The 18,336-nt window shown below is 69.4% G+C and carries 19 protein-coding genes; 14 read left to right on the top strand and 5 right to left on the bottom strand.

Going from position 1 to position 18,336, the window contains the following annotated elements:
* Window positions 1-125: 125 nt before the first annotated feature.
* Both ACY1JX_RS09310 and ACY1JX_RS09305 read left to right on the top strand, forming a co-directional pair.
* A complete protein-coding gene (locus ACY1JX_RS09310) occupies window positions 126-728 on the top strand; it encodes a TetR/AcrR family transcriptional regulator (RefSeq protein ID WP_181753835.1) in 603 nt (200 codons plus the stop codon).
* A complete protein-coding gene (locus tag ACY1JX_RS09305) occupies window positions 725-1,516 on the top strand; it encodes a TIGR03084 family metal-binding protein (protein WP_462563801.1) in 792 nt (263 codons plus the stop codon). Before ACY1JX_RS09310 ends, ACY1JX_RS09305 begins: the two co-directional genes overlap by 4 nt.
* A 47-nt stretch (window positions 1,517-1,563) precedes the next feature.
* Here ACY1JX_RS09305 and ACY1JX_RS09300 read toward each other — a convergent pair whose 3' ends face one another.
* Both ACY1JX_RS09300 and ACY1JX_RS09295 read right to left on the bottom strand, forming a co-directional pair.
* Window positions 1,564-2,265, bottom strand: coding sequence for a hypothetical protein (locus ACY1JX_RS09300; protein WP_462563800.1), 702 nt, complete (start codon window positions 2,263-2,265; stop codon window positions 1,564-1,566).
* A gap of 97 nt (window positions 2,266-2,362) precedes the next feature.
* On the bottom strand, window positions 2,363-3,016 hold the full coding sequence (locus ACY1JX_RS09295; protein WP_462563799.1) for a hypothetical protein: 654 nt from the start codon (window positions 3,014-3,016) through the stop codon (window positions 2,363-2,365).
* Between the two features lie 136 nt (window positions 3,017-3,152).
* Here ACY1JX_RS09295 and ACY1JX_RS09290 point away from each other — a divergent pair, with 136 nt between their 5' ends.
* Genes ACY1JX_RS09290 through ACY1JX_RS09280 form a run of 3 tightly spaced genes read left to right on the top strand, consistent with a single transcriptional unit; the run spans window position 3,153 to window position 4,589 of the window.
* Window positions 3,153-3,509 (top strand): nuclear transport factor 2 family protein, encoded by a 357-nt coding sequence (locus ACY1JX_RS09290; RefSeq protein WP_462563798.1) that lies wholly within the window; start codon window positions 3,153-3,155, stop codon window positions 3,507-3,509.
* A 2-nt stretch (window positions 3,510-3,511) separates the two neighbouring features.
* Window positions 3,512-4,039 (top strand): DUF1990 family protein, encoded by a 528-nt coding sequence (locus ACY1JX_RS09285; RefSeq protein WP_462563797.1) that lies wholly within the window; start codon window positions 3,512-3,514, stop codon window positions 4,037-4,039.
* Window positions 4,040-4,073: 34 nt separating this feature from the next.
* Window positions 4,074-4,589, top strand: coding sequence for a hypothetical protein (locus tag ACY1JX_RS09280; RefSeq protein WP_462563796.1), 516 nt, complete (start codon window positions 4,074-4,076; stop codon window positions 4,587-4,589).
* A 7-nt stretch (window positions 4,590-4,596) separates the two neighbouring features.
* Here the strand turns inward: ACY1JX_RS09280 and ACY1JX_RS09275 are convergent, their stop codons facing one another.
* Together ACY1JX_RS09275 and ACY1JX_RS09270 are read right to left on the bottom strand one after the other, a co-directional pair.
* The gene (locus tag ACY1JX_RS09275; RefSeq protein WP_462563795.1) at window positions 4,597-5,538 is read right to left on the bottom strand and encodes a DUF1214 domain-containing protein; all 942 of its coding nucleotides are present in this window, start codon (window positions 5,536-5,538) and stop codon (window positions 4,597-4,599) included.
* 14 nt (window positions 5,539-5,552) lie between these two features.
* The gene (locus tag ACY1JX_RS09270; RefSeq protein WP_181753849.1) at window positions 5,553-5,810 is read right to left on the bottom strand and encodes a GlsB/YeaQ/YmgE family stress response membrane protein; all 258 of its coding nucleotides are present in this window, start codon (window positions 5,808-5,810) and stop codon (window positions 5,553-5,555) included.
* A 108-nt stretch (window positions 5,811-5,918) separates the two neighbouring features.
* Between ACY1JX_RS09270 and ACY1JX_RS09265 the strand changes: the two genes are divergently transcribed.
* The 5 genes from ACY1JX_RS09265 to ACY1JX_RS09245 all read left to right on the top strand — a co-directional run bounded on the left by ACY1JX_RS09265 (window position 5,919) and on the right by ACY1JX_RS09245 (window position 12,091).
* Window positions 5,919-6,701: a hypothetical protein gene (locus ACY1JX_RS09265; protein WP_462563794.1), complete on the top strand. Its 783-nt coding sequence runs from the start codon at window positions 5,919-5,921 to the stop codon at window positions 6,699-6,701.
* Between the two features lie 587 nt (window positions 6,702-7,288).
* A complete protein-coding gene (locus ACY1JX_RS09260) occupies window positions 7,289-7,864 on the top strand; it encodes an SLATT domain-containing protein (RefSeq protein WP_462563793.1) in 576 nt (191 codons plus the stop codon).
* Window positions 7,865-7,870: 6 nt separating this feature from the next.
* Window positions 7,871-9,322: a reverse transcriptase domain-containing protein gene (locus ACY1JX_RS09255; protein ID WP_462563792.1), complete on the top strand. Its 1,452-nt coding sequence runs from the start codon at window positions 7,871-7,873 to the stop codon at window positions 9,320-9,322.
* 187 nt (window positions 9,323-9,509) lie between these two features.
* Window positions 9,510-10,622, top strand: a complete 1,113-nt coding sequence (locus ACY1JX_RS09250) for an alcohol dehydrogenase catalytic domain-containing protein (protein WP_462563791.1) — start codon at window positions 9,510-9,512, stop codon at window positions 10,620-10,622.
* A 2-nt stretch (window positions 10,623-10,624) separates the two neighbouring features.
* A complete protein-coding gene (locus ACY1JX_RS09245; protein ID WP_462563790.1) occupies window positions 10,625-12,091 on the top strand; it encodes an NAD-dependent succinate-semialdehyde dehydrogenase in 1,467 nt (488 codons plus the stop codon).
* 1 nt (window position 12,092) lies between these two features.
* On the opposite strand, the gene ACY1JX_RS09240 is transcribed toward ACY1JX_RS09245, so the two are convergent.
* Window positions 12,093-12,473 carry a hypothetical protein gene (locus ACY1JX_RS09240; protein ID WP_462563789.1) on the bottom strand — a complete coding sequence of 127 codons (381 nt, stop codon included), beginning with the start codon at window positions 12,471-12,473 and terminating at the stop codon, window positions 12,093-12,095.
* 102 nt (window positions 12,474-12,575) lie between these two features.
* Here ACY1JX_RS09240 and ACY1JX_RS09235 point away from each other — a divergent pair, with 102 nt between their 5' ends.
* From ACY1JX_RS09235 to ACY1JX_RS09220, 4 genes are all read left to right on the top strand, one after another.
* The gene (locus ACY1JX_RS09235; protein ID WP_462563788.1) at window positions 12,576-14,327 is read left to right on the top strand and encodes an acyclic terpene utilization AtuA family protein; all 1,752 of its coding nucleotides are present in this window, start codon (window positions 12,576-12,578) and stop codon (window positions 14,325-14,327) included.
* On the top strand, window positions 14,324-15,475 hold the full coding sequence (locus ACY1JX_RS09230; protein WP_462563787.1) for an acyl-CoA dehydrogenase family protein: 1,152 nt from the start codon (window positions 14,324-14,326) through the stop codon (window positions 15,473-15,475). Before ACY1JX_RS09235 ends, ACY1JX_RS09230 begins: the two co-directional genes overlap by 4 nt.
* Window positions 15,476-15,580: 105 nt before the next feature.
* A complete protein-coding gene (locus ACY1JX_RS09225) occupies window positions 15,581-16,624 on the top strand; it encodes a winged helix DNA-binding domain-containing protein (protein ID WP_462563786.1) in 1,044 nt (347 codons plus the stop codon).
* Window positions 16,621-18,219, top strand: coding sequence for an acyl-CoA carboxylase subunit beta (locus ACY1JX_RS09220; protein ID WP_462563785.1), 1,599 nt, complete (start codon window positions 16,621-16,623; stop codon window positions 18,217-18,219). The genes ACY1JX_RS09225 and ACY1JX_RS09220 overlap by 4 nt, the downstream gene beginning before the upstream one ends.
* Window positions 18,220-18,336: the final 117 nt, after the last annotated feature.

The following is an 18,336-nucleotide window of genomic DNA, read 5'->3' as shown; positions in this document are numbered from 1 at the left end:
GGTTTCCCCGCCGGCCCCAGAAGGTTGTATACGTATCAACCGTCACAAGTGACTACGCCTCCAGTCCGGGGAGGGAAGAAACCAACAGGCTTGACTGTAAGTGAGGGGTCGAGGATGCTGGGCCAGTGACCGAAAGCCCCACGAGGACCCCGCAGCCCGAGCGCACGCGGCTCATGCGCCAGCGGCTCCTCGAGGCCACGGTCGACTCGCTGGTGGAGGTCGGCTGGGCCGGCACGTCCACGACGGTCGTGAGTCAGCGCGCCGGGGTCAGTCGCGGTGCGCAGCTGCACCACTTCCCCAGCAAGCAGGACCTCGTCGTCGCGGCCGTGGAGTACATCGCCGAGCGCCGCCGCGAGGAGCTGGCGATCGACCCGGACGAGCTGCCCGAGAGCGGTCGCACCCGGGTGGTCCTGGGCCTGCTGTCCCACCTCGTCACCTCGCCGGCGTTCCTCGCTGCACTGGAGCTGTGGGTCGCGGCGCGGACCGACCCCGACCTGCTGGAGAAGGTGGCGCCGTTCGAGCGCCGGCTGGGCCGCGAGACGCACGCGCGCGCCGTGGAGCTGCTGGAGGTCGACGAGTCGCGCGGCCGCAACCGCCAGCTGGTCCAGGCCACGCTCGACCTCCTGCGCGGCTTGGGCCTGGCCGCCACCCTCACCGACGACTCCGCACGCCGGGCCTCGATCCTCGACGCCTGGGCCGACACCCTCGACCGAGAACTGGAACGATGAGCAAACTCGACACTGTCCTGGACGATCTCGCCGCGGAATCGCTGCAGCTGGACGGGTGGGTCGCCGGCCTGACGCCCGACCAGTGGGGCACCGTCACCACGCCTGAGGGCTGGACCGTCGCCCACCAGGTGGCTCACCTGCACTGGACCGACGTCACCTCGACCTACGCGATCAACGACAAGGCTGCGTTCGACGCTTTGATCGTGGCGGCGCTGGAGGATCCCGAGGGCTACATCGACCAGGCCACCGACGAGCTGGCGCAGGAGCCGCCGGAGTCGCTGCTGCCGGCGTGGCGCCAGGGTCGCAGCGACCTCGTCGATGCCCTGCAGTCGGTCCCCGACGGCAACAAGATCCCGTGGTTCGGGCCGCCGATGAGTCCGGTCTCGATGGCCACCGCGCGGCTGATGGAGACGTGGGCCCACGGGCACGACGTCGCCGAGGCCCTCGGCATCGCGGTGCCGCGCACCGACCGCGCCAAGCACGTCTGCCACATCGGCGTGCGCACGTTCGCCTTCACGCACCAGATGCGCGGCGAGGAGCCGCCGGCCGTCGAGCCGCGCGTCGAACTGACCGGGCCGTCGGGCGAGCTGTGGACGTGGGGCCCCGAGGACTCCGAGGAGCGGGTCACCGGCGACGGCTGGGACTTCGCCCTCCTGGCCACCCGGCGCCGCCACCGCTCCGACGTCGACGTCACCGCCACCGGCCCCGCCGCCGACCACTGGCTCGACATCGTCCAGGCCTTCGCCGGCCTCCCGGGCAACGACCCCCGGCCGCTGGCCGAGCGCTGAAGTTTCCCCCCATAGTCAGGGGAAGCCCCGCTCGTTTGGCGACCTCGTCAGGCGGAGGCCTTCTTGACCTTCTTCACGGCGGTGCGCGCCACGGCCTCGAACTCCTGGGTTCCCGTGCCGCCGCCCAGCTGGAATGTCGCCAGCATGACCAAGGTGTGGTCGACCCGGACGATCGCCATCGGCAGGTCGATGGTCTGCCCCTCCGTGGTGGCGCGCATCGTCAGCGCCACCGTGTCGTCGCCCAGGTCAGGGAAGGGCAGGTCGGAGATCACGTAGTCGGTCCTCACGCCTCCGGCGCCGTCGATCATGGTGTAGAAGTCGCAGCCCTTCAGCGCGCTCTTGAACGACTTCATCGACTTCACCGCGTCGTCACCGCCCTTCGAGCGGATCGTCTGGGTGAGGAAGGGGCCGTACTCGCTCTTGGAGAAGGTGACCTCGGCCTCGCCGGCTGTCAGGGTGCCGTCGGTGTTGGTCAGGCCGGCCGTGAACTCCTCGCACCCGGGGTCCTCCGAGGTCGTGCGCGAATCGTCCTCGCCGCCACCCTCGAAGTCGGAGTTGAAGCTCCATCCGTCGGGAAGGTCGTTGACGGTGAGCAGCGCCTTCTGGATCTGGGCCTCCGTCAGCAGTTCGGAGGGCGCTTCCTCGACGACGGCTCCGTAGTCGTCCGGGTCGACGCCCGGGCCCGAGGGTCCGCACCCCGCGAGGACCAGCGCGGACGAGACGACGAGGGCGAGGACAACGGACCTCACGTACGAGAGCCTAGGCAACCAGCGTCCGCTCGTTCGCGGATTGCGCCGTTCCGCACGAGGGCCCGACCGATGGCCGGGCCCTCGTGCTTCTGCGGGGTCAGCTCCGCGAGTACTTCACCCACGGCGTGAACTTGCCCTTGTACGGCAGGTGGTCGACGCGGGCCGGCGTGAACGGCTCGTAGCCACTGGCGTCGATGTAGCCGGACTGGATGGTCCGCACGTTGACGCGCACGTGCTTCGGGTGGAAGAGGCAGCCCTTCTTGGGCTTGACGTGGACGACGACCAGGCCGTGCTCGAGGTCGTACCGCTCGCGCACCGTCTTGCCGCACGTTCCGGGGAACGGGTACGTCACCCAGCTCTTGCGGTGCTTCTTCGACCCCTTGAGCGCACGGAAGCCGCCGTCGCCCGGGATGCCGACCTCTTCGGCGAACTCCGCGCCGGGCGACGAGGCGTTCGTGTCGAGCAGCAGACGGAACTCGCCGACGGGTGTCGACTCCGCCTCCCAGTCGACGGCCTTCATCCTCACGGTGATCCGCACGCCCTTGGCGTTGTTGACGACCTTGACCTTGTGGAGGTCGAGTGCGCTGGAGCCGCCGCCTGCGGGATCCGGTGTGGTGGCCTCGCGCGCCTGGGCGCCCGGCGCCGCGGCGAGCAGGCCAACCACCAGCCCGAGGGACAGCAGGAGTCCGCGGGCGCGACGGTTCCTCCCGGAGACGTGGTGGGTGTTCGTGGTCGTTCGATCCCTGGGCATGGGTCTCTCCATCTGTCGAGCCGCTGGTTCTCCAGTGGAGAGCGGCGGACGGTCGAATCCGTACCTGGGTCGCGTGACGACTTTCGCCGCCGAGCAGGACTGGCGAGATGCTCGGCGCGTTGACAGAGTGCCGTCCATGACCACCCAGACCCGGCTCGAGGTCCTCGACCGCTATCTGGAGGGCTTTCGTCGCAGCGACCACGCGATGGTGCTCGGCTGCCTGACGGACGACGTGGTGTGGCACGTGCACGGCCTGCGCACCACGCGCGGCAGGGCTGAGTTCGACACCGAGATCGAGAACCCGGACTTCGAGGGCAGCCCGGAGCTGACCGTGAACCGGACGACCGAGGCGGGCGACGTCCTCGTGATCACCGGGACGGGAGCCGGCCGTCACCGGCAGGCCGGGCGGTTCTCCTTCGTCTTCTGTGACCTGTTCACGTTCCGCGGCGACCTCATCGCCGAGGTCGAGTCGTACGTCGTCCCGGTCGGCTGAGCATGGTCGACATCCTCCCCACGAGCGAAGCGGATCGGCTGCGGGCCGCTCCGTTCACCTATGCGCCCGTGGGCGCGACGCCCGAGCCGCAGCCGGGCTTCCACCACTTCACGAGGCAGCGCACGCTGGCTCGGCGGGACTTCGCCGGAGCCGTCGAGGACCTCATGGCGTGGCGCGTGCAGGAGCGGTCGGGGCTCCACGTGAGGGCGTCCGACGCCCGAGCGCAGGTCGGAACGGTCGTGCAGATGACCCTGGGCCTCGGCACGGTCGGCGTGAAGATCCCCTGCCGCGTGGTCCATGTCATCGAGGAGCCCGACCGCGTGGGCTTCGCCTACGGATCCCTGCCGGGACACCCGGAGTCGGGGGAGGAGTCCTTCGTCGTGGAGCGCCGCACGGACGGATCGCTGACCTTCACGATCGCTGCCTACTCACGGCCCGCCACCCGGCTGGCGCGGCTGGGCGGGCCCCTGACGACGGCGGTCCAGACCGCGATGACGCGCCGGTACCTCCGGGTCCTCGACCGGGTCTGAGCCCGGCGTCCCGCGGTCGGTAGCCTGCTGGCCCATGGACCCAGTGAGCGACGCGACGGCCTCCTCCTCGAGGATGCGCACGCTCCTGGTGGACGACATCGGCGCGCCGATCGAGGGGACCATCGTCAGCGCGGCGACCGTGACCGTGGCCGGCGCGCACGCCGAGCACACCTCCGGAGTCTTCCTCGCGTGGGCGGTCGTGCTCGTCGTCTACTGGCTCACCCACGTCTACCTGCATGCGCTGCGCGACCAGCTCCGCCGCCAGGCCGACCCGCTGCACCGGCGCCTCGCCCGCCACGCCGGGCTCCAGGCCGGCGTCCTGCTCGGCGGCGTGCCGGTGATCGTCGCCTACCTGCTGGCCGTCGCCCTCGGTGCCTCAGGCAGCACCGCGATCTACCTGTGCCTGATCTGGACGATCCTGCAGCTGGGCGTGGGAGTGCTGCTCGCCTCGCTGAGCGCGGGGCTGAGCGTTCGCCGCGCGTCGGTCGAGGCCTTCATGGCCGGCCTGCTGGGGTTGTTCCTGGTGGCGGCAAAGGCCCTGCTGCACTGAGCGCGGCTCAGGAGACCGGGACGAGCGCGGGCACCTTCCACGTGCCGTCGTGGATCTCGGGGCGGGGCCGATAGAGGCGCACGAGGAAGTTCCAGCCCTCCGGCGTGGGGATCGCGTTCGGCACGTCGGGTCCGAAGTCGCCGAAGCGCACGGTCACGGACCCGTCCTCGTTCGGGACGCCGACGATGTTGTTGATGCTGTAGGAGTCGCGGTCGTTCTGGGCGAAGAAGCCCTTCGCGTCGTAGACCGAGATCGACCAGAAGCCGTCGACGGGCACGTCGGCCATCGTGAGCTCGTACGGGCCGTCGCCGTCGGGCTGCACGCCCACGTAGGCCGCTTCGGAGGACGGCAGGCCACCCCAGCCGGCGGCCGTGCCGATGAGGTGTCGGACGGGGTCGACCTCGTCGGGCCGGCCGAACGTCCGATCGAAGCTGGAGAGCCCGGCGGCGAGCTTCAGGAGCGCGTCACGGGTGGCGTCGAAGCTGGCCTTGTCGTAGTCGTCGAGCGCGAAGGGCACCGCCGAGCCGGCCTGGATCGAGAGCGTGTCCTGCAGGCGGTTGACCTCGGCGACGTCATCGGGGTCCTGCGAGTCGACGAGGATCCGGATCGCGAGCGCCGCGTAGCGGCTCCCGACCTCGTTCTGGGCGAGCCGGTGCGGGCCGGCGGCGTGCAGCACGAGCGGGACGAAGTGACCCTCGTTCACGAGCATCGCCGACAGGTAGCGCTCGCCGCAGTCGGGCAGGGTGAGCACCACGTCCTGCGCGAGATCGACGACCGCGAAGCTGTAGAGCGTGTCGCGGTTGAGCCGCACCACGAGCTGGTTCTCGATGGGGGAGGGCTCCCGCACGTGCGAGAACACGTTGACCGCACCGGCCTCCGCCTGGAAGTCGTGGAACATGCGGGCGGTCTCGGCGCCGACGAAGTTGTCGGCGTTCACGTGGAGGGCCATGGTGGCTCCGGCGATCAGGCGCGGCGCGTGGAGAGCGCGCCCCAGGCCGCGGTGACGACGATGGCGCCGAGGAAGGAGCCGATCAGTCCGCTCGCGCGGAGCTCCAGGCCGTCGCCCGCGATCAGGCTGGCGACGAGTCCGCCGAGCAGCGAGCCGATGAGGCCGGCAGCGATCGCCAGGGTCCAGTTCACCGACTCCATGCGGCGGCCGAGCGCCATCTGGGCGAGGCCGCCGACGAGGATTCCGAACACGATGATCGCGAGGATGAGCATGGCGCAAGGCTAGGGCCTCCCCGGGGTCCAGGGACAGAGGGCCGTGTTCCGCGGTTCTCCGGCGCTCGACGGCTCGTCGTCGAACCCTCGCGGACCTACGCTGAACGCATGTCCCACGCGCCGGTGGAAGCTCCCGGGCCGGTGCTGACGCGCTCGGCGCGGATCGGCGGTGTCGTCGTCGGAATGCTCGTCCTGGTGGCCGGCGGCGTGGCCGTGTTCCTCACCGACAACGAGCTCGGCTCCACCGCCCTGGTCGCGGCGGGCGTCGCGATCTGCGCGCTGTCGGTGTTCGGCAACCGGCTCGAGGCGATCGAGGCAGCAGGCGTCCGCTTCGAGCTGGAGCGCCGTGCGCGCAGCGTGCGTCAGCAGGCGGCCCGGGCCCGGGCGGCCGGCGACGCCGAGCAGGCGCAACAGCTCGAGCGGCGTGCGGAAGGACTCCTCGCGGCGGCCTCCCTGGTGGGGTCGCGCTACGAGCGCCTTCGGGAGACCGAGCCGTCCGGGTGGGACCGCACCTCCCGCATGGAGGGCATCCTGCGCGAGGCCCGCGCCCTCGACACCGACGCGCTCTCGGCCGACGACGTGGCTCGGATCTTCGCGAGCGGCTCCGACGGCGACCGGATCACCGCCCTGGCGCTCATCGAGGCCGACCCACGGCTGGCGAGCGCCGGCGTCCTGGCCGACGCGATCGGGGACAGCCGCTCGACCTTCGAGCAATACCACGCACTGGTCGCGACCGAGCGCGCGCTGACGCACCTGTCGTCGGCGGAGCGGACGCGCCTCGGCGCCGCGGTGGAGACCCTGCTGGCGGGCCCAGTCGGAGAGCGGACCTCCGACCGCCGCACGGTCGCGCGACGCATCCTCGAGGACCTCCGCCCGGCTGACGACCGCTGATATAGGCATTTTCCAGCCGTAGCGAGTATTGCCGGAGTAACGACGCACGTCACCCTGTCGAACAGCTCGAACGTCTTCAGTCGCGTGTTGCCAGAGGCAAGGACGCCCCGACGTATCTCAATCGTCTGCGGAGTCGCCCCTGCAGCGTCGCTTGGCGGGAACCCACTCAGAGTTCGCGTCGATGTCGTGAGCCCCACCGGGAATCCCCGGCCTGAGGCACGCGCACCGTAGCCCCGCATGTGCTCGGACGAGTGATGCCGGCTCGAACCATGGGCGAGCAGGTCGATCGAGACGGTCGAGGTCGCCCCGCAGTCATGGTTCGGACGACCGCAAAGTACCCCTTTGCGTGTGCCTCAAAGAACATGTGCTGCTCAAGCGGGCACAGGCGCGGATCCCCAGAAGTCGAGGTCAAACCCCTCGGCCTCCACATATGATCCATGTGCGAGCGAAGCCGCTTCGCTTGGATGAGCGGTTGTTCCAGGCAGTACTGATAAGCGGGCCAAGTGCCTACGTCCGGAGCGAGAGCATCGGCGAAGAGCTCCACCAATTGGGGTTGAGATAGACAGCAGAGTTCCTAGGAGGAATAAGTGGCTTCGCCCGCACCCACGCCAGATCAGTTGATGAAAAGGCTCGAGGATAACGCTTACACCACGTATAAGTCCCGACTGGAAGCGTACGAGCGGATTCGGGGCCGTGCAGTTGCTTGGAATCTTGCGCTCGTCTCGCTTGCAGTCGCGACGACAATTGCCTCGGTAGGTCTTCTGGTGGATGGCGCGATGTACGGCACTTCGGGGGAGACCCTTCTGGTCGCTTGCGCTGTCCTATCTCTAGCGCTTTCCCTGCTGGTCTCGTCCCTTGCCTACCCGTCTCGGGCCGTTGCTATGGAGAACTCTTATAAAGAGTGCCAGCGACTGTCTTATGAGATGGAAGCTACGCGCACTACGTCCGTTAGCCAAGACATCTACGAAAAGCACCTGCGCCGGTTCACGGCGTACCTTAGGGATTCCGAAAACCATACGACTGCCGATTTTCATGCGTACCGGCACCAGTTTAGTTCTGTATGGTTGAAGAGCGTAATGACTTCCTGGCTGCCATACGCATTCCTCCTCGTTCCTCTGTGGTTTCTGATCCGTTTCATCAACTGGATAATTGTGGGGTTGTGACCTCCGATGTCCGAATTGAGCGCATCGGCCCCCTTGGGCGCCTGGAGGGGAGGAAAAAGGAAACGAGTCAGCGCATCCTCGGCATTCCGCTCCGCGACGAGCAAGCGCAACTTGCGGAGGATCTTCCGTGAGCGCTTCGAGTCCACGAACGTCCGCGGTCGCGACGGGGTCGCGGGGAAACATTTTGCCGCTGATTTGGAGCGGGAACTCGCGCTAATCCAAACTCGCGCTAGGGCGGGGACGTATCGATTCTCAATGTACCGCGAGAGGCTCGTCCTTAAGGGAGCGAGAAAGCATCCTCGGCAGTTGTCCGTTCCGACGTTGCGAGACCGGCTTGCGCTTAGAGTCCTCGCGGACGTCCTCGGGGCGGCATTCCCGGAGTGCCAGCCAAAATTGCCGCAATCCGTCGTTCAAGCTGTCGCCGGTGATCTTTCGCGGTCTGTCTTTAGTGCTTTCGTGCGAGTGGATGTTCAAGACTTCTATGGTTCTGTGGACCACAGCCTCCTGGCCCTTGAACTACGAAAGCGAGTGAGAAAGCGGGAAGTTCACAGGCTCATTGACTCCGCGGTAACAACGCCAACTGTTCCGGACGGACGAGCTCATAACGCGGAAATCCTCCGTACAGGAGTGCCGCAAGGTTTGCCAATCTCGAACGTTCTCGCTGAGATATATATGCGCTCGGTCGACGAGGAGCTCCGGTCGATGTCAGTGGCCGCCCCGGAAAGGGGCCAATCGTCCGATGCGGGCGGGGCCGCCAAGTCGATCGCGTATCACCGGTACGTGGACGACATCCTGATCCTCTGCGACTCTGTGGCCGTCGATCAAGTGAAAGAGGCGTGCCGTGAGGTGTTGGGCAAGATGGCGCTCTCACCCCATCCGGATGACGTCCCGGGAAAGTCTGGGCATGGCGCACTTGACGGAGGGTTCGAGTACCTGGGGTACGCCTTCAAGGGAACGCGGGTCAGCGTCAAGGTTGAAAGCGTTGCACGACTGGAGGCTCGGCTCGCTCGACATTTTGCGAACTGGAGAGCGGATCGTGCAAGCCCCTACGCCGATCAGCGTCTAGAGTGGCACTTAAACTTGACGATAACTGGGTGCATCTTTGACAACCGTGCTTATGGATGGCTCCAGTACTTCCGCGAATTGAACGATCGAACCCTCCTAAAGAAGCTTGATTGGACTGTGGCTCGACTCCAAGCGCGGTTCGGCGCACCCGTCGGCCTTCAGCCTAAGAAATTCATGCGCGCTCACTGGTCAGTGACCCGACCTACGTCACGCAACAGCCGGTACGTTCCGAACTTCGACTTGATGGACGTATCGAAGCAAAGGTTGGTGCTTCAAGACCTAGGTACCCCGGGCATTCAGAAGATGTCGGATGCGGACGTACGCACCAGCTTCGTACATGTTGTGAGCAAGGCCGTTCGAGAACTGGAGGCCGATATTGGCGACCTTTCGTAGTTCTTTTCGATTCGATCGCTTTGCAATAACACCGAAGAAGTTGGACCGAGCTGTGCACATCCTCGAGGAACTCCAACCGGCCCACGACCGCTGAAGCCGTCCAGATCCGCGAGACTGCCGTCGCCAGCCGCGCGCCTCCCGCGGTAGCGTCCAGCGAGCAGACGTGGCTGATCGACGAGGAGCAGAAGTGAAGATTCGTGGCGCCGTCCTGGAGACCATCGGGGCATCGAGCCCCTTCGAGCAGTCCCGGCCCCTGCGGGTGGCCGAGCTCGACCTTGCCGAGCCCGGGCCCACCGAGGTGCTCGTGCGGGTCGAGGCGGCGGGGGTGTGCCACTCCGACCTCTCGGTCGTCGACGGCAAGCGCCCGCGCCCCGTGCCGATGCTGCTCGGGCACGAGGCCGCCGGTCGGGTCGAGCAGGTCGGCGCCGACGTCACCGACCTCGCCGTGGGCCAGCGGGTCATCATGACGTTCCTGCCGCGCTGCGGCGAGTGCGCGGGCTGCGCCACCGACGGCATGGCTCCGTGCGTGCCGGGCTCGGTGGCCAACGGTGGCGGCGAGCTGCTCGCCGGTGGCAGCCGGCTCACCCGCGACGGCTCGCCCGTCACGCACCACCTCGGCGTCTCGGCGTTCGCCACCCACGCCGTCGTGGACCATCGCTCGCTCGTCCCCGTCGACGACGACGTGCCGCCGAACATGGCCGCCGTCCTCGGCTGCGCGGTGCTCACCGGCGGCGGTGCGATCATCAACGTCGCGAAGCCGACGCCCGGCCAGACCGTGGCCGTGGTCGGCCTCGGCGGTGTCGGCCTGGCGGCCGCGCTGACCGCGCTGTCGTATGAGGGCGTGCGCGTCGTCGGCATCGACCCGCTCGAGCACAAGCGCGCCGCCGCGCTGCAGGCCGGCGTGCACGAGGCGCTCACGCCAGCAGAGGCGGCCGAGTCGGGCTTCAAGGCCGACGCCGTGATCGAGGCCGTCGGCAGTGGCCGCGTCTTCGCCGCCGCGATCGCCCTCACTGCGCCGGGCGGCAAGACGATCACCGTGGGACTGCCCGCGCCCGACGACACGATCGAGCTCTCGCCGCTGGCCCTGGTGGCCGAGGGCAAGACGCTGGTCGGCAGCTACCTCGGCTCGGCCGTGCCGAAGCGTGACATCCCCGTGTTCGTCGAGCTGTGGCGTGCCGGACGCCTGCAGCTGGAGCACCTCGTCAGCTCCACGATCGCGCTGGACGACATCAACCGCGCCATGGATGACCTGGCCGACGGGTCCGAGCTGCGCCAGATCATCGACTTCACGAAGGAGTGAGCGTGAGCGTCGCCGACTTCATCGAGTCCCTGCTCTCCGGCCACCCGGCCGACCTCTACCTCGACGGGCGCTGGACCCCGGCCTCGGGCGGTGCCACCTTCGCCGTCGAGGACCCCGCCACGGGCAAGGTCATCACCGAGGTCGCCGAGGGCACCCCCGCCGACGGCCAGGCTGCACTCGCCGCGGCCGACGCGGCCCAGGAGTCGTGGGGCGCCACCACGCCGCGCGAGCGGGCCGACCTGCTGCGCGGCGCGTTCGACCTCATCACCGCGCACGCCGACGACTTCGCCCGGCTGATCACCGCCGAGATGGGCAAGTCGCTGGCCGAGGCGCGCGGCGAGGTCACGTACGGCGCGGAGTTCCTGCGCTGGTTCTCCGAGGAGGCCGTGCGCATCGACGGCCGCTACGGCACGCTGCCGTCCGGCAAGCTGCAGATGATGGTCGACCGGCGTCCGGTCGGGCCGTCGCTGCTGATCACGCCGTGGAACTTCCCGCTGGCGATGGCCACCCGCAAGCTCGGCCCCGCCCTCGCCGCCGGCTGCACCTCGATCGTGAAGCCGGCCGAGCTGACGCCCCTGACCACCCTCGCCGTGGCGAAGGTGTTCGAGGAGGTCGGCGTACCGGCCGGCGTGATCAACGTGCTCACCACCACCGATCCCGCGGCCACGACCGGGCCGCTGCTGTCCGATCCGCGCCTGCGCAAGCTCTCGTTCACCGGCTCCACGCCCGTGGGCAAGGCGCTGCTGGCCCAGGCCGCCGCGGGGGTGCTGCGGTGCTCGATGGAGCTCGGTGGCAGCGCCCCGTTCATCGTGTTCGAGGACGCCGATCTCGACGCGGCCGTGGACGGCGCGATCGCCGCCAAGACCCGCAACATCGGCGAGGCCTGCACCGCGGCCAACCGCTTCCTCGTGCACCGCGACGTGCACGACGAGTTCGTCACGCGCTTCGCCGCGCGCATGGGCGACCTGCGCGTGGGTGCCGGCGACGAGCCCGGAACCGACCTCGGTCCCTTGATCGACGACCGCAGCCGCGAGCGCGTGCACGGCCTGGTCTCCGACGCGGTCGAGCGCGGGGCGCGGGTCGTCGTGGGCGGCGAGCTGCCCGACGGCCCCGGTCACTTCTACCCCGCGACGGTCCTGTCGGGTGTGGATGCGCGGTCCCGCGTCGTCACCGAGGAGATCTTCGGCCCGGTCGCGCCCGTGCAGTCGTTCGCCGACGAGGACGAGGCCGTCGCGCTGGCGAACTCCACCGAGTACGGACTGGTCGGCTACGTCTACGCGAAGGACCTCGACCGGGTCATGCGGATCGCGCCCCGGCTGCAGTTCGGGATGCTCGGCGTCAACGCCGGCGTCGTGTCCGACCCGGCCGCCCCGTTCGGTGGCGTGAAGCACTCCGGTCTCGGCCGCGAGGGCGGTCGCGAGGGCATCGACGAGTACCTCGAGTACCAGTACGTGGGCATCGCCCGCTGACTCAGGACAGGGCGACGACGCCCGACAGCAGGGCCAGGACGACGCAGGCCGGCGCCATCACCAGGCGCTCTGGCCGGCTGCGCGATGCGAGGTTCATGGCGATGCCCAGGGTGAAGTAGCCCGTCACTACCCAGGCCGCGATCTCGACGGTGCGGTCGGAGACGCCGAGCGAGATCAACCCCGCCCGCGCCAGCAGGATCGCGCCGATCACGACGTAGATCGCGACCGAGAGCGCGCTGCCCACGCGCAGTGAGGTCGGCAGCACGGTGTGCTGGCCGCCCCACGCGAACCGGCCCCACGGCGCCCCGAGGGCGAGCGCGACCTGGAAGGCGGCCAGGGCTGCGAGCAGGAGGCAGGCCGCGAGCGCGGCGGTGGTCACCATGGCGCGAGCCTAGAGGTGGCCGGGGGACGGCGGCTGCGACGACTCCTCGATGAACTTACAATCAGGCTTGACTGTTTCTATGTGAGGCACGACACTGGTCAGGTGCGTACCCTTCGTGTCGGCAACTGCTCGGGCTTCTACGGCGACCGCCTCTCCGCGATGCGCGAGATGCTCGAAGGCGGCGAGCTCGACTACCTGACCGGCGACTACCTCGCCGAGCTGACGATGCTGATCCTTGGCCGCGACCGGATGAAGAGCGCCGACCTGGGCTACGCGAAGACCTTCCTCACGCAGGTCACCGAGAACCTCGCGCTGGCGAAGGAGCGCGGGGTGAGGATCGTCGCGAACGCAGGCGGTCTCAACCCCGCCGGTCTCGCCGCCGCGATCCGCGAGGTGGCCGCCGAGCAGGGCGTCGAGGTCTCCGTCGCGAACGTCGAGGGTGACGATCTCGTCGCCCGGGCGGCCGAGCTCGGCTTCGGCGACGCGCTCACCGCCAACGCCTACCTCGGAGCGTTCGGCATCGCCGAGGCGCTGCGGGCCGGTGCAGACATCGTGGTCACCGGCCGCGTCACCGACGCCTCCGTGGTGGTCGGCCCCGCGATTGCCGAGTTCGGCTGGGACCGCGAGGACCACGACCGGCTCGCCGGCGCCGTGGTCGCGGGACACGTGATCGAGTGCGGCGCCCAGGCCACCGGCGGCAACTTCAGCGGCTTCCGCGACATCGACACCTCGCGACCCCTCGGCTTCCCGATCGCCGAGATCGCCGAGGACGGCGGGGTCGTGGTCACCAAGCACGAGGGCACCGGCGGCGCGGTCACCGTGGACACCGTCACGGCCCAGCTGGTCTACGAGATCCAGGACCAGCGGTACCTGAACCCTGACGTCATCGTCGACCTGACCAGCATCGACCTCGCCCCCGACGGCGATGACCGGGTGCGGATCTCGGGCGTCCGCGGCACCGCGCCGCCGGCCACCACGAAGGTCTGCCTCAACGCGTTCGGTGGCTTCCGCAACAGCGTCGAGTTCGTGCTGACCGGCCTCGACATCGAGGACAAGGCCGCGTGGGTGCGGGCGCAGATCGAGTCCGCTCTCGCGCCGAGCCCGCCGGCCGAGATCGTGTGGGACCTCGCCCGCACCGACAAGGCCGACCCCGCCTCGCAGCCCGAGGCCGCGGCGATCCTGCGCTGCCACGTGAAGGACGCCGACCAGAACGCGGTGGGCCGCGCGTTCAGCGGCGCCGCCGTCGAGATCGCCCTCGCGTCGTACCCCGGCTTCACGATGACCGCCCCTCCCGGCCGCGGCGCCCCCTACGGCATCTACCGCGCCGCCCACGTGCCCCAGGCCGAGGTGCCTCACGTCGTCGTCCACGCCGACGGCTCGCGGGCCGAGGTCGCGCCGCCGGCCGTGACCGCTGATCTCGATACGTCGTCTCGCAAGCTCGCCGACACTCGATCGGCGGTCCCCGGTGATCGAGTAGCACGCGACGAAGGAGCGGCGTATCGAGATCACGTCGAGATCCCCCTCGGACGCCTCGTCCACGCGCGCTCGGGCGACAAGGGCGGCAACGCGAACGTCGGCGTGTGGATCCCGGCGGCGCACCCGCGACGCGACGAGGCCTACGTCTGGCTCGAGGAGCTCCTCACCGAGGAGCGGATCCGCGAGCTGCTCCCCGAGGCGGCCGACCTGGAGATCGACGTCCACCCGCTGCCGAACCTGGCGGGCGTGAACGTGATCCTGCACGGACTGCTCGGCGAGGGCGTCGCCTCGTCCACCCGCTTCGACCCGCAGGCCAAGGCGCTCGGTGAGTGGCTGCGCGCCCGCGTCGTGCCCATCCCCGAGGAGCTGCTCGCATGAACGCCTGGAACACGCCCGAGCGCGACGCGCTCCGCACCGCGGTCGAGGACTTCACCCGCGCCGAGATCGCGCCGCACCTGCCGCAGTGGGAGGACGACGGCGAGCTCCCGCGCGAGCTGCACCGCCGCACCGCGAAGGCGGGGTTCCTGGCGATCGGCTTCCCGGAGGAGGTCGGCGGCGACGGCGGCGACATGATCGACTCGGTCATCGCCACCGAGGCGATCATGGCCGCCGGCGGCTCGACCGGCCTGCAGGCCAGCCTGTTCACCCACTCGATCGCGACGCCGCACATCATCGACTCGGGCGATACCGACCTCATCGACCGGTACGTCCGGCCCACGCTGGCCGGCGAGATGATCGGCTCGCTCGGCGTCACCGAGCCCGGCGGCGGGTCGGACGTGGCTAACATCCGCACCCGCGCCGTGCGCGACGGCGACCACTACGTCGTCAACGGCGCGAAGACGTTCATCACCAGCGGCGTCCGCGCCGACTTCGTGACCACCGCCGTCCGCACGGGCGGCGAGGGCCACGGCGGCATCAGCCTGCTCGTCGTCGAGAAGGGCACGCCGGGCTTCACGGTGGGCCGCAGCCTGCGCAAGATGGGCTGGCACTGCTCCGACACCGCCGAGCTCTCCTTCGAGGACGTGCGGGTGCCGGCCGAGAACCTCGTCGGCGAAGAGAACGCCGGCTTCTACTACATCGCGCAGCAGTTCGTCGGCGAGCGCATCAACCTCGCCACCCAGGCCTACGCCACGGCGCAGCGCGCCCTCGACCTCGCCGTCGCGTACGCGAAGGAGCGCGAGACGTTCGGGAAGCCGCTCATCGCGCGCCAGGTGATCCGCCACAAGCTCGTGGAGATGCACTCGCGCACGGCCGCCGCACGGGCCCTCACCCGCCAGGTCGTCGAGCGCTCGCTCGACACCCCGAAGTCCGATCCCACGCTGATCCTCGACGCCGTCGTCGCGAAGAACGAGGCCGTCGCGTGCGTGGAGTTCGTCGTGCACGAGGCCGTGCAGATCTTCGGCGGCATGGGCTACATGCGCGAGTCCGAGATCGACCGCCACTACCGCGACGCCCGCATCCTCGGCATCGGCGGCGGCGCCACGGAGGTCATGAAAGACCTCGCCGCGAAGCTGCTGGGGTACTGACGTGACCCGCACCCGGCCGCCCTCGTGCGACTTTTGGAAACGGATGCACGCAATTTCGTCCGCGGACGGTGCAACGCTCTCCAAAAGTGGAGAGGGGTGGCGGTCATGAGCCCAGCACAGGTCCGCGGCGAGCGGATGGCGCGCCAGCGGCTGATCGGTGAGCCGTTCCCCGACCTGATCTCGTGCGTCAGCGCGCTGGGCGCGGTGCAGTTCCAGGAGTTCGAGGACTCGCTGTGGTCGCTCGCGCGCCGCACGCAGGACCGCCCCGCGCGGGAGGCCATCGCAGCCGAGATCGCGGAGGGCGACCTCGTGCGCCACCACGTGCTGCGCCCGACCTGGCACGTGGTCCGCACGCAGGACCTCGACTGGATGCTCGACCTCACCGCCGACCGGATCCGGGCGCAGTCCCGCCCGCAGCTGCGCACGACCGGACTGCTCGAGGACCGCGACCGCTTCGTCGCGATGGTCGGCGAGATCGTCGAGGCGGCGCAGGCGCCGCTGACCCGCAAGGAGATCGGCGAGGCCCTCGCCCTGCGCGGGGTCGACCTCAAGGGTCAGGCCCTCGGGCACGTCACCGTCAGCGCCGAGCTCGACAAGGTGGTCACCACCGGAGCGCGCCGAGGTCACTGGGACACCTTCGTCCCCTACGCGTCCCGCATCCCCACGGTCGAGCTCGACCATGAGGAGGCGCTCCTGCGGCTGGCCACGATGTACCTCGCCGGCCACGCCCCCGCCACGGCGCACGACTTCGCGTGGTGGGCCGGGATCACCGTCACCGACGCGAAGCGCGCCTACGAGGTGGCGGAGGTCGAGCCGGTCGCGCCGGTCTCCTCCGACGGCACGGCCCTCATCCTGAGCCTCTTCGACGAGCTCGTCATCGCCTACGCGGACCGCTCGCACTACGAGGTGCCCATCGCGGAGCGCGGCACGATCGACGTCTGGGGCGGCAACCTCGTCCTGCTCGACGGCGTCGTCGCGGCCACCTGGCGCAGCCTCAAGGCGAAGCGCAAGGACGGCCCGGGCCTCTTCGAGATCACCCCCGTGCGACCCCTCGCACCCTCCGACCGCGACCGCATCCACGCCGATGCCGCCGCCTTCATCGAACACCTCGACACCCCCGTCGAACTGCAGTGGAAGGACCGAGCATGACCGGAGCCAGGACGGCCGTCGACCCGACGACGGGCGCGTACGCCGAGAACCGGGAGGCGGCGCTCGCGCGCGTCGCCGACCTCGCCGAGCAGCACGCGAAGGCGCTGGCCGGCGGCGGCGAGAAGTACGTCGCCCGTCACCACGGCCGCGGCAAGCTGACCGCCCGGGAGCGCATCGAGCTGCTCGTCGACCAGGACTCGCCGTTCCTCGAGCTGGGCGCCCTGGCCGGCTGGGGCACCGACTTCACGGTGGGCGGATCGATCATCACGGGCATCGGCGTCGTCGAGGGCGTCGAGTGCATGATCATCGCGAACGACCCCACGGTGAAGGGCGGCTCATCGAACCCCGTCACGGTCAAGAAGGGGTTCCGCGCGGCGCAGGTCGCGGCCGAGAACCGGCTGCCCACGATCAACCTCGTGGAGTCCGGCGGCGCCGACCTCCCGACCCAGAAGGACATCTTCATCCCCGGCGGGGCCAGCTTCCGCAACATCACGCAGGCCAGCGAGGACCGCCGCCCGACGGTGGCCCTCGTCTTCGGCAACTCCACCGCCGGCGGCGCCTACGTGCCGGGCATGAGCGACTACGTCGTCATGGTCGACGGCGGCGCGAAGGTCTTCCTCGGCGGTCCGCCGCTGGTGAAGATGGCCACGGGCGAGGAGTCCGACGACGAGTCGCTCGGTGGCGCGCAGATGCACGCGAAGCAGTCCGGCCTGGCCGACTACCTCGCCGTGGACGAGCGCGACGCGATCCGCCTCGGCCGCCAGATCATCCGGCGCATCAACTGGCGCAAGGCCGGCCCCGTGCCGGCCTCCGTCTACGCCGAGCCGGTGCTCGACGCCGAGGAGCTGCTGGGCATCGTCCCGACCGACCTCAAGGTGCCGTTCGACCCGCGCGAGGTCATCGCGAGGCTCGTCGACGGCAGCGAGTTCGACGAGTTCAAGCCGCTGTACGGCCAGAGCCTCGTCACCGGCTTCGCGCAGCTGCACGGCTACCCGATCGGCATCCTCGCCAACGCGCAGGGCGTGCTGTTCAGCCAGGAGGCGCAGAAGGCCGCGCAGTTCATCCAGCTGGCGAACCAGACCGACACGCCACTGCTGTTCCTGCACAACACCACCGGCTACATGGTCGGCGCGGAGTACGAGCAGGGCGGCATCATCAAGCACGGCGCCCAGATGATCAACGCGGTCTCGAACAGCAAGGTGCCGCACATCTCGATCGTGATGGGCGCGTCCTACGGCGCGGGCCACTACGGGATGAGCGGCCGCGCGTACGACCCGCGCTTCATGTTCAGCTGGACGGGCGCGAAGTCGGCCGTGATGGGCCCGGCGCAGCTGGCCGGCGTGATGGAGATCGTCGCGCGCCAGTCGTCGGAGTCGAAGGGCATCCCGTTCGACGCCGAGGGGTTCCAAGGCATCAAGGACCTCGTCGAGGCCCAGATCGAGGAGCAGTCGCTGGCGTACTTCACCAGCGGCCTGGGCTACGACGACGGGGTCATCGACCCGCGCGACACCCGCACCATCCTGGGCATCTGCCTGTCCGCGATCGCCAACGCACCCGTCGAGGGCGCCCGCGGCTACGGGGTGTTCCGCCTGTGACGGATCTGCGCGCGAAGAGGAGCGATCTTGATACGCCCTCTCGCTCCGCTCGGCGGCACTCGATCAACGAGCGCACCGGTGGTCGAGTAGCTCGCGAGCGCAGCGAGCGGCGTATCG

The sequence above is a fragment of the Aeromicrobium sp. JP4 genome, assembly GCF_054957925.1.
This window is presented reverse-complemented; position numbering and strand designations above follow the sequence as displayed.

Coding starts and splice junctions, on each gene's coding strand:
- ACY1JX_RS09265 (WP_462563794.1), top strand. CDS start 5,919: ATGTCCCACGCGCCGGTGGAAGCTCCCGGGCCGGTGCTGACGCGCTCG.
- ACY1JX_RS09295 (WP_462563799.1), bottom strand. CDS start 3,016: ATGCCCAGGGATCGAACGACCACGAACACCCACCACGTCTCCGGGAGG.
- ACY1JX_RS09290 (WP_462563798.1), top strand. CDS start 3,153: ATGACCACCCAGACCCGGCTCGAGGTCCTCGACCGCTATCTGGAGGGC.
- ACY1JX_RS09270 (WP_181753849.1), bottom strand. CDS start 5,810: ATGCTCATCCTCGCGATCATCGTGTTCGGAATCCTCGTCGGCGGCCTC.
- ACY1JX_RS09230 (WP_462563787.1), top strand. CDS start 14,324: ATGAACGCCTGGAACACGCCCGAGCGCGACGCGCTCCGCACCGCGGTC.
- ACY1JX_RS09275 (WP_462563795.1), bottom strand. CDS start 5,538: ATGGCCCTCCACGTGAACGCCGACAACTTCGTCGGCGCCGAGACCGCC.
- ACY1JX_RS09305 (WP_462563801.1), top strand. CDS start 725: ATGAGCAAACTCGACACTGTCCTGGACGATCTCGCCGCGGAATCGCTG.
- ACY1JX_RS09225 (WP_462563786.1), top strand. CDS start 15,581: ATGAGCCCAGCACAGGTCCGCGGCGAGCGGATGGCGCGCCAGCGGCTG.
- ACY1JX_RS09280 (WP_462563796.1), top strand. CDS start 4,074: ATGGACCCAGTGAGCGACGCGACGGCCTCCTCCTCGAGGATGCGCACG.
- ACY1JX_RS09240 (WP_462563789.1), bottom strand. CDS start 12,473: ATGGTGACCACCGCCGCGCTCGCGGCCTGCCTCCTGCTCGCAGCCCTG.
- ACY1JX_RS09255 (WP_462563792.1), top strand. CDS start 7,871: ATGTCCGAATTGAGCGCATCGGCCCCCTTGGGCGCCTGGAGGGGAGGA.
- ACY1JX_RS09285 (WP_462563797.1), top strand. CDS start 3,512: ATGGTCGACATCCTCCCCACGAGCGAAGCGGATCGGCTGCGGGCCGCT.
- ACY1JX_RS09220 (WP_462563785.1), top strand. CDS start 16,621: ATGACCGGAGCCAGGACGGCCGTCGACCCGACGACGGGCGCGTACGCC.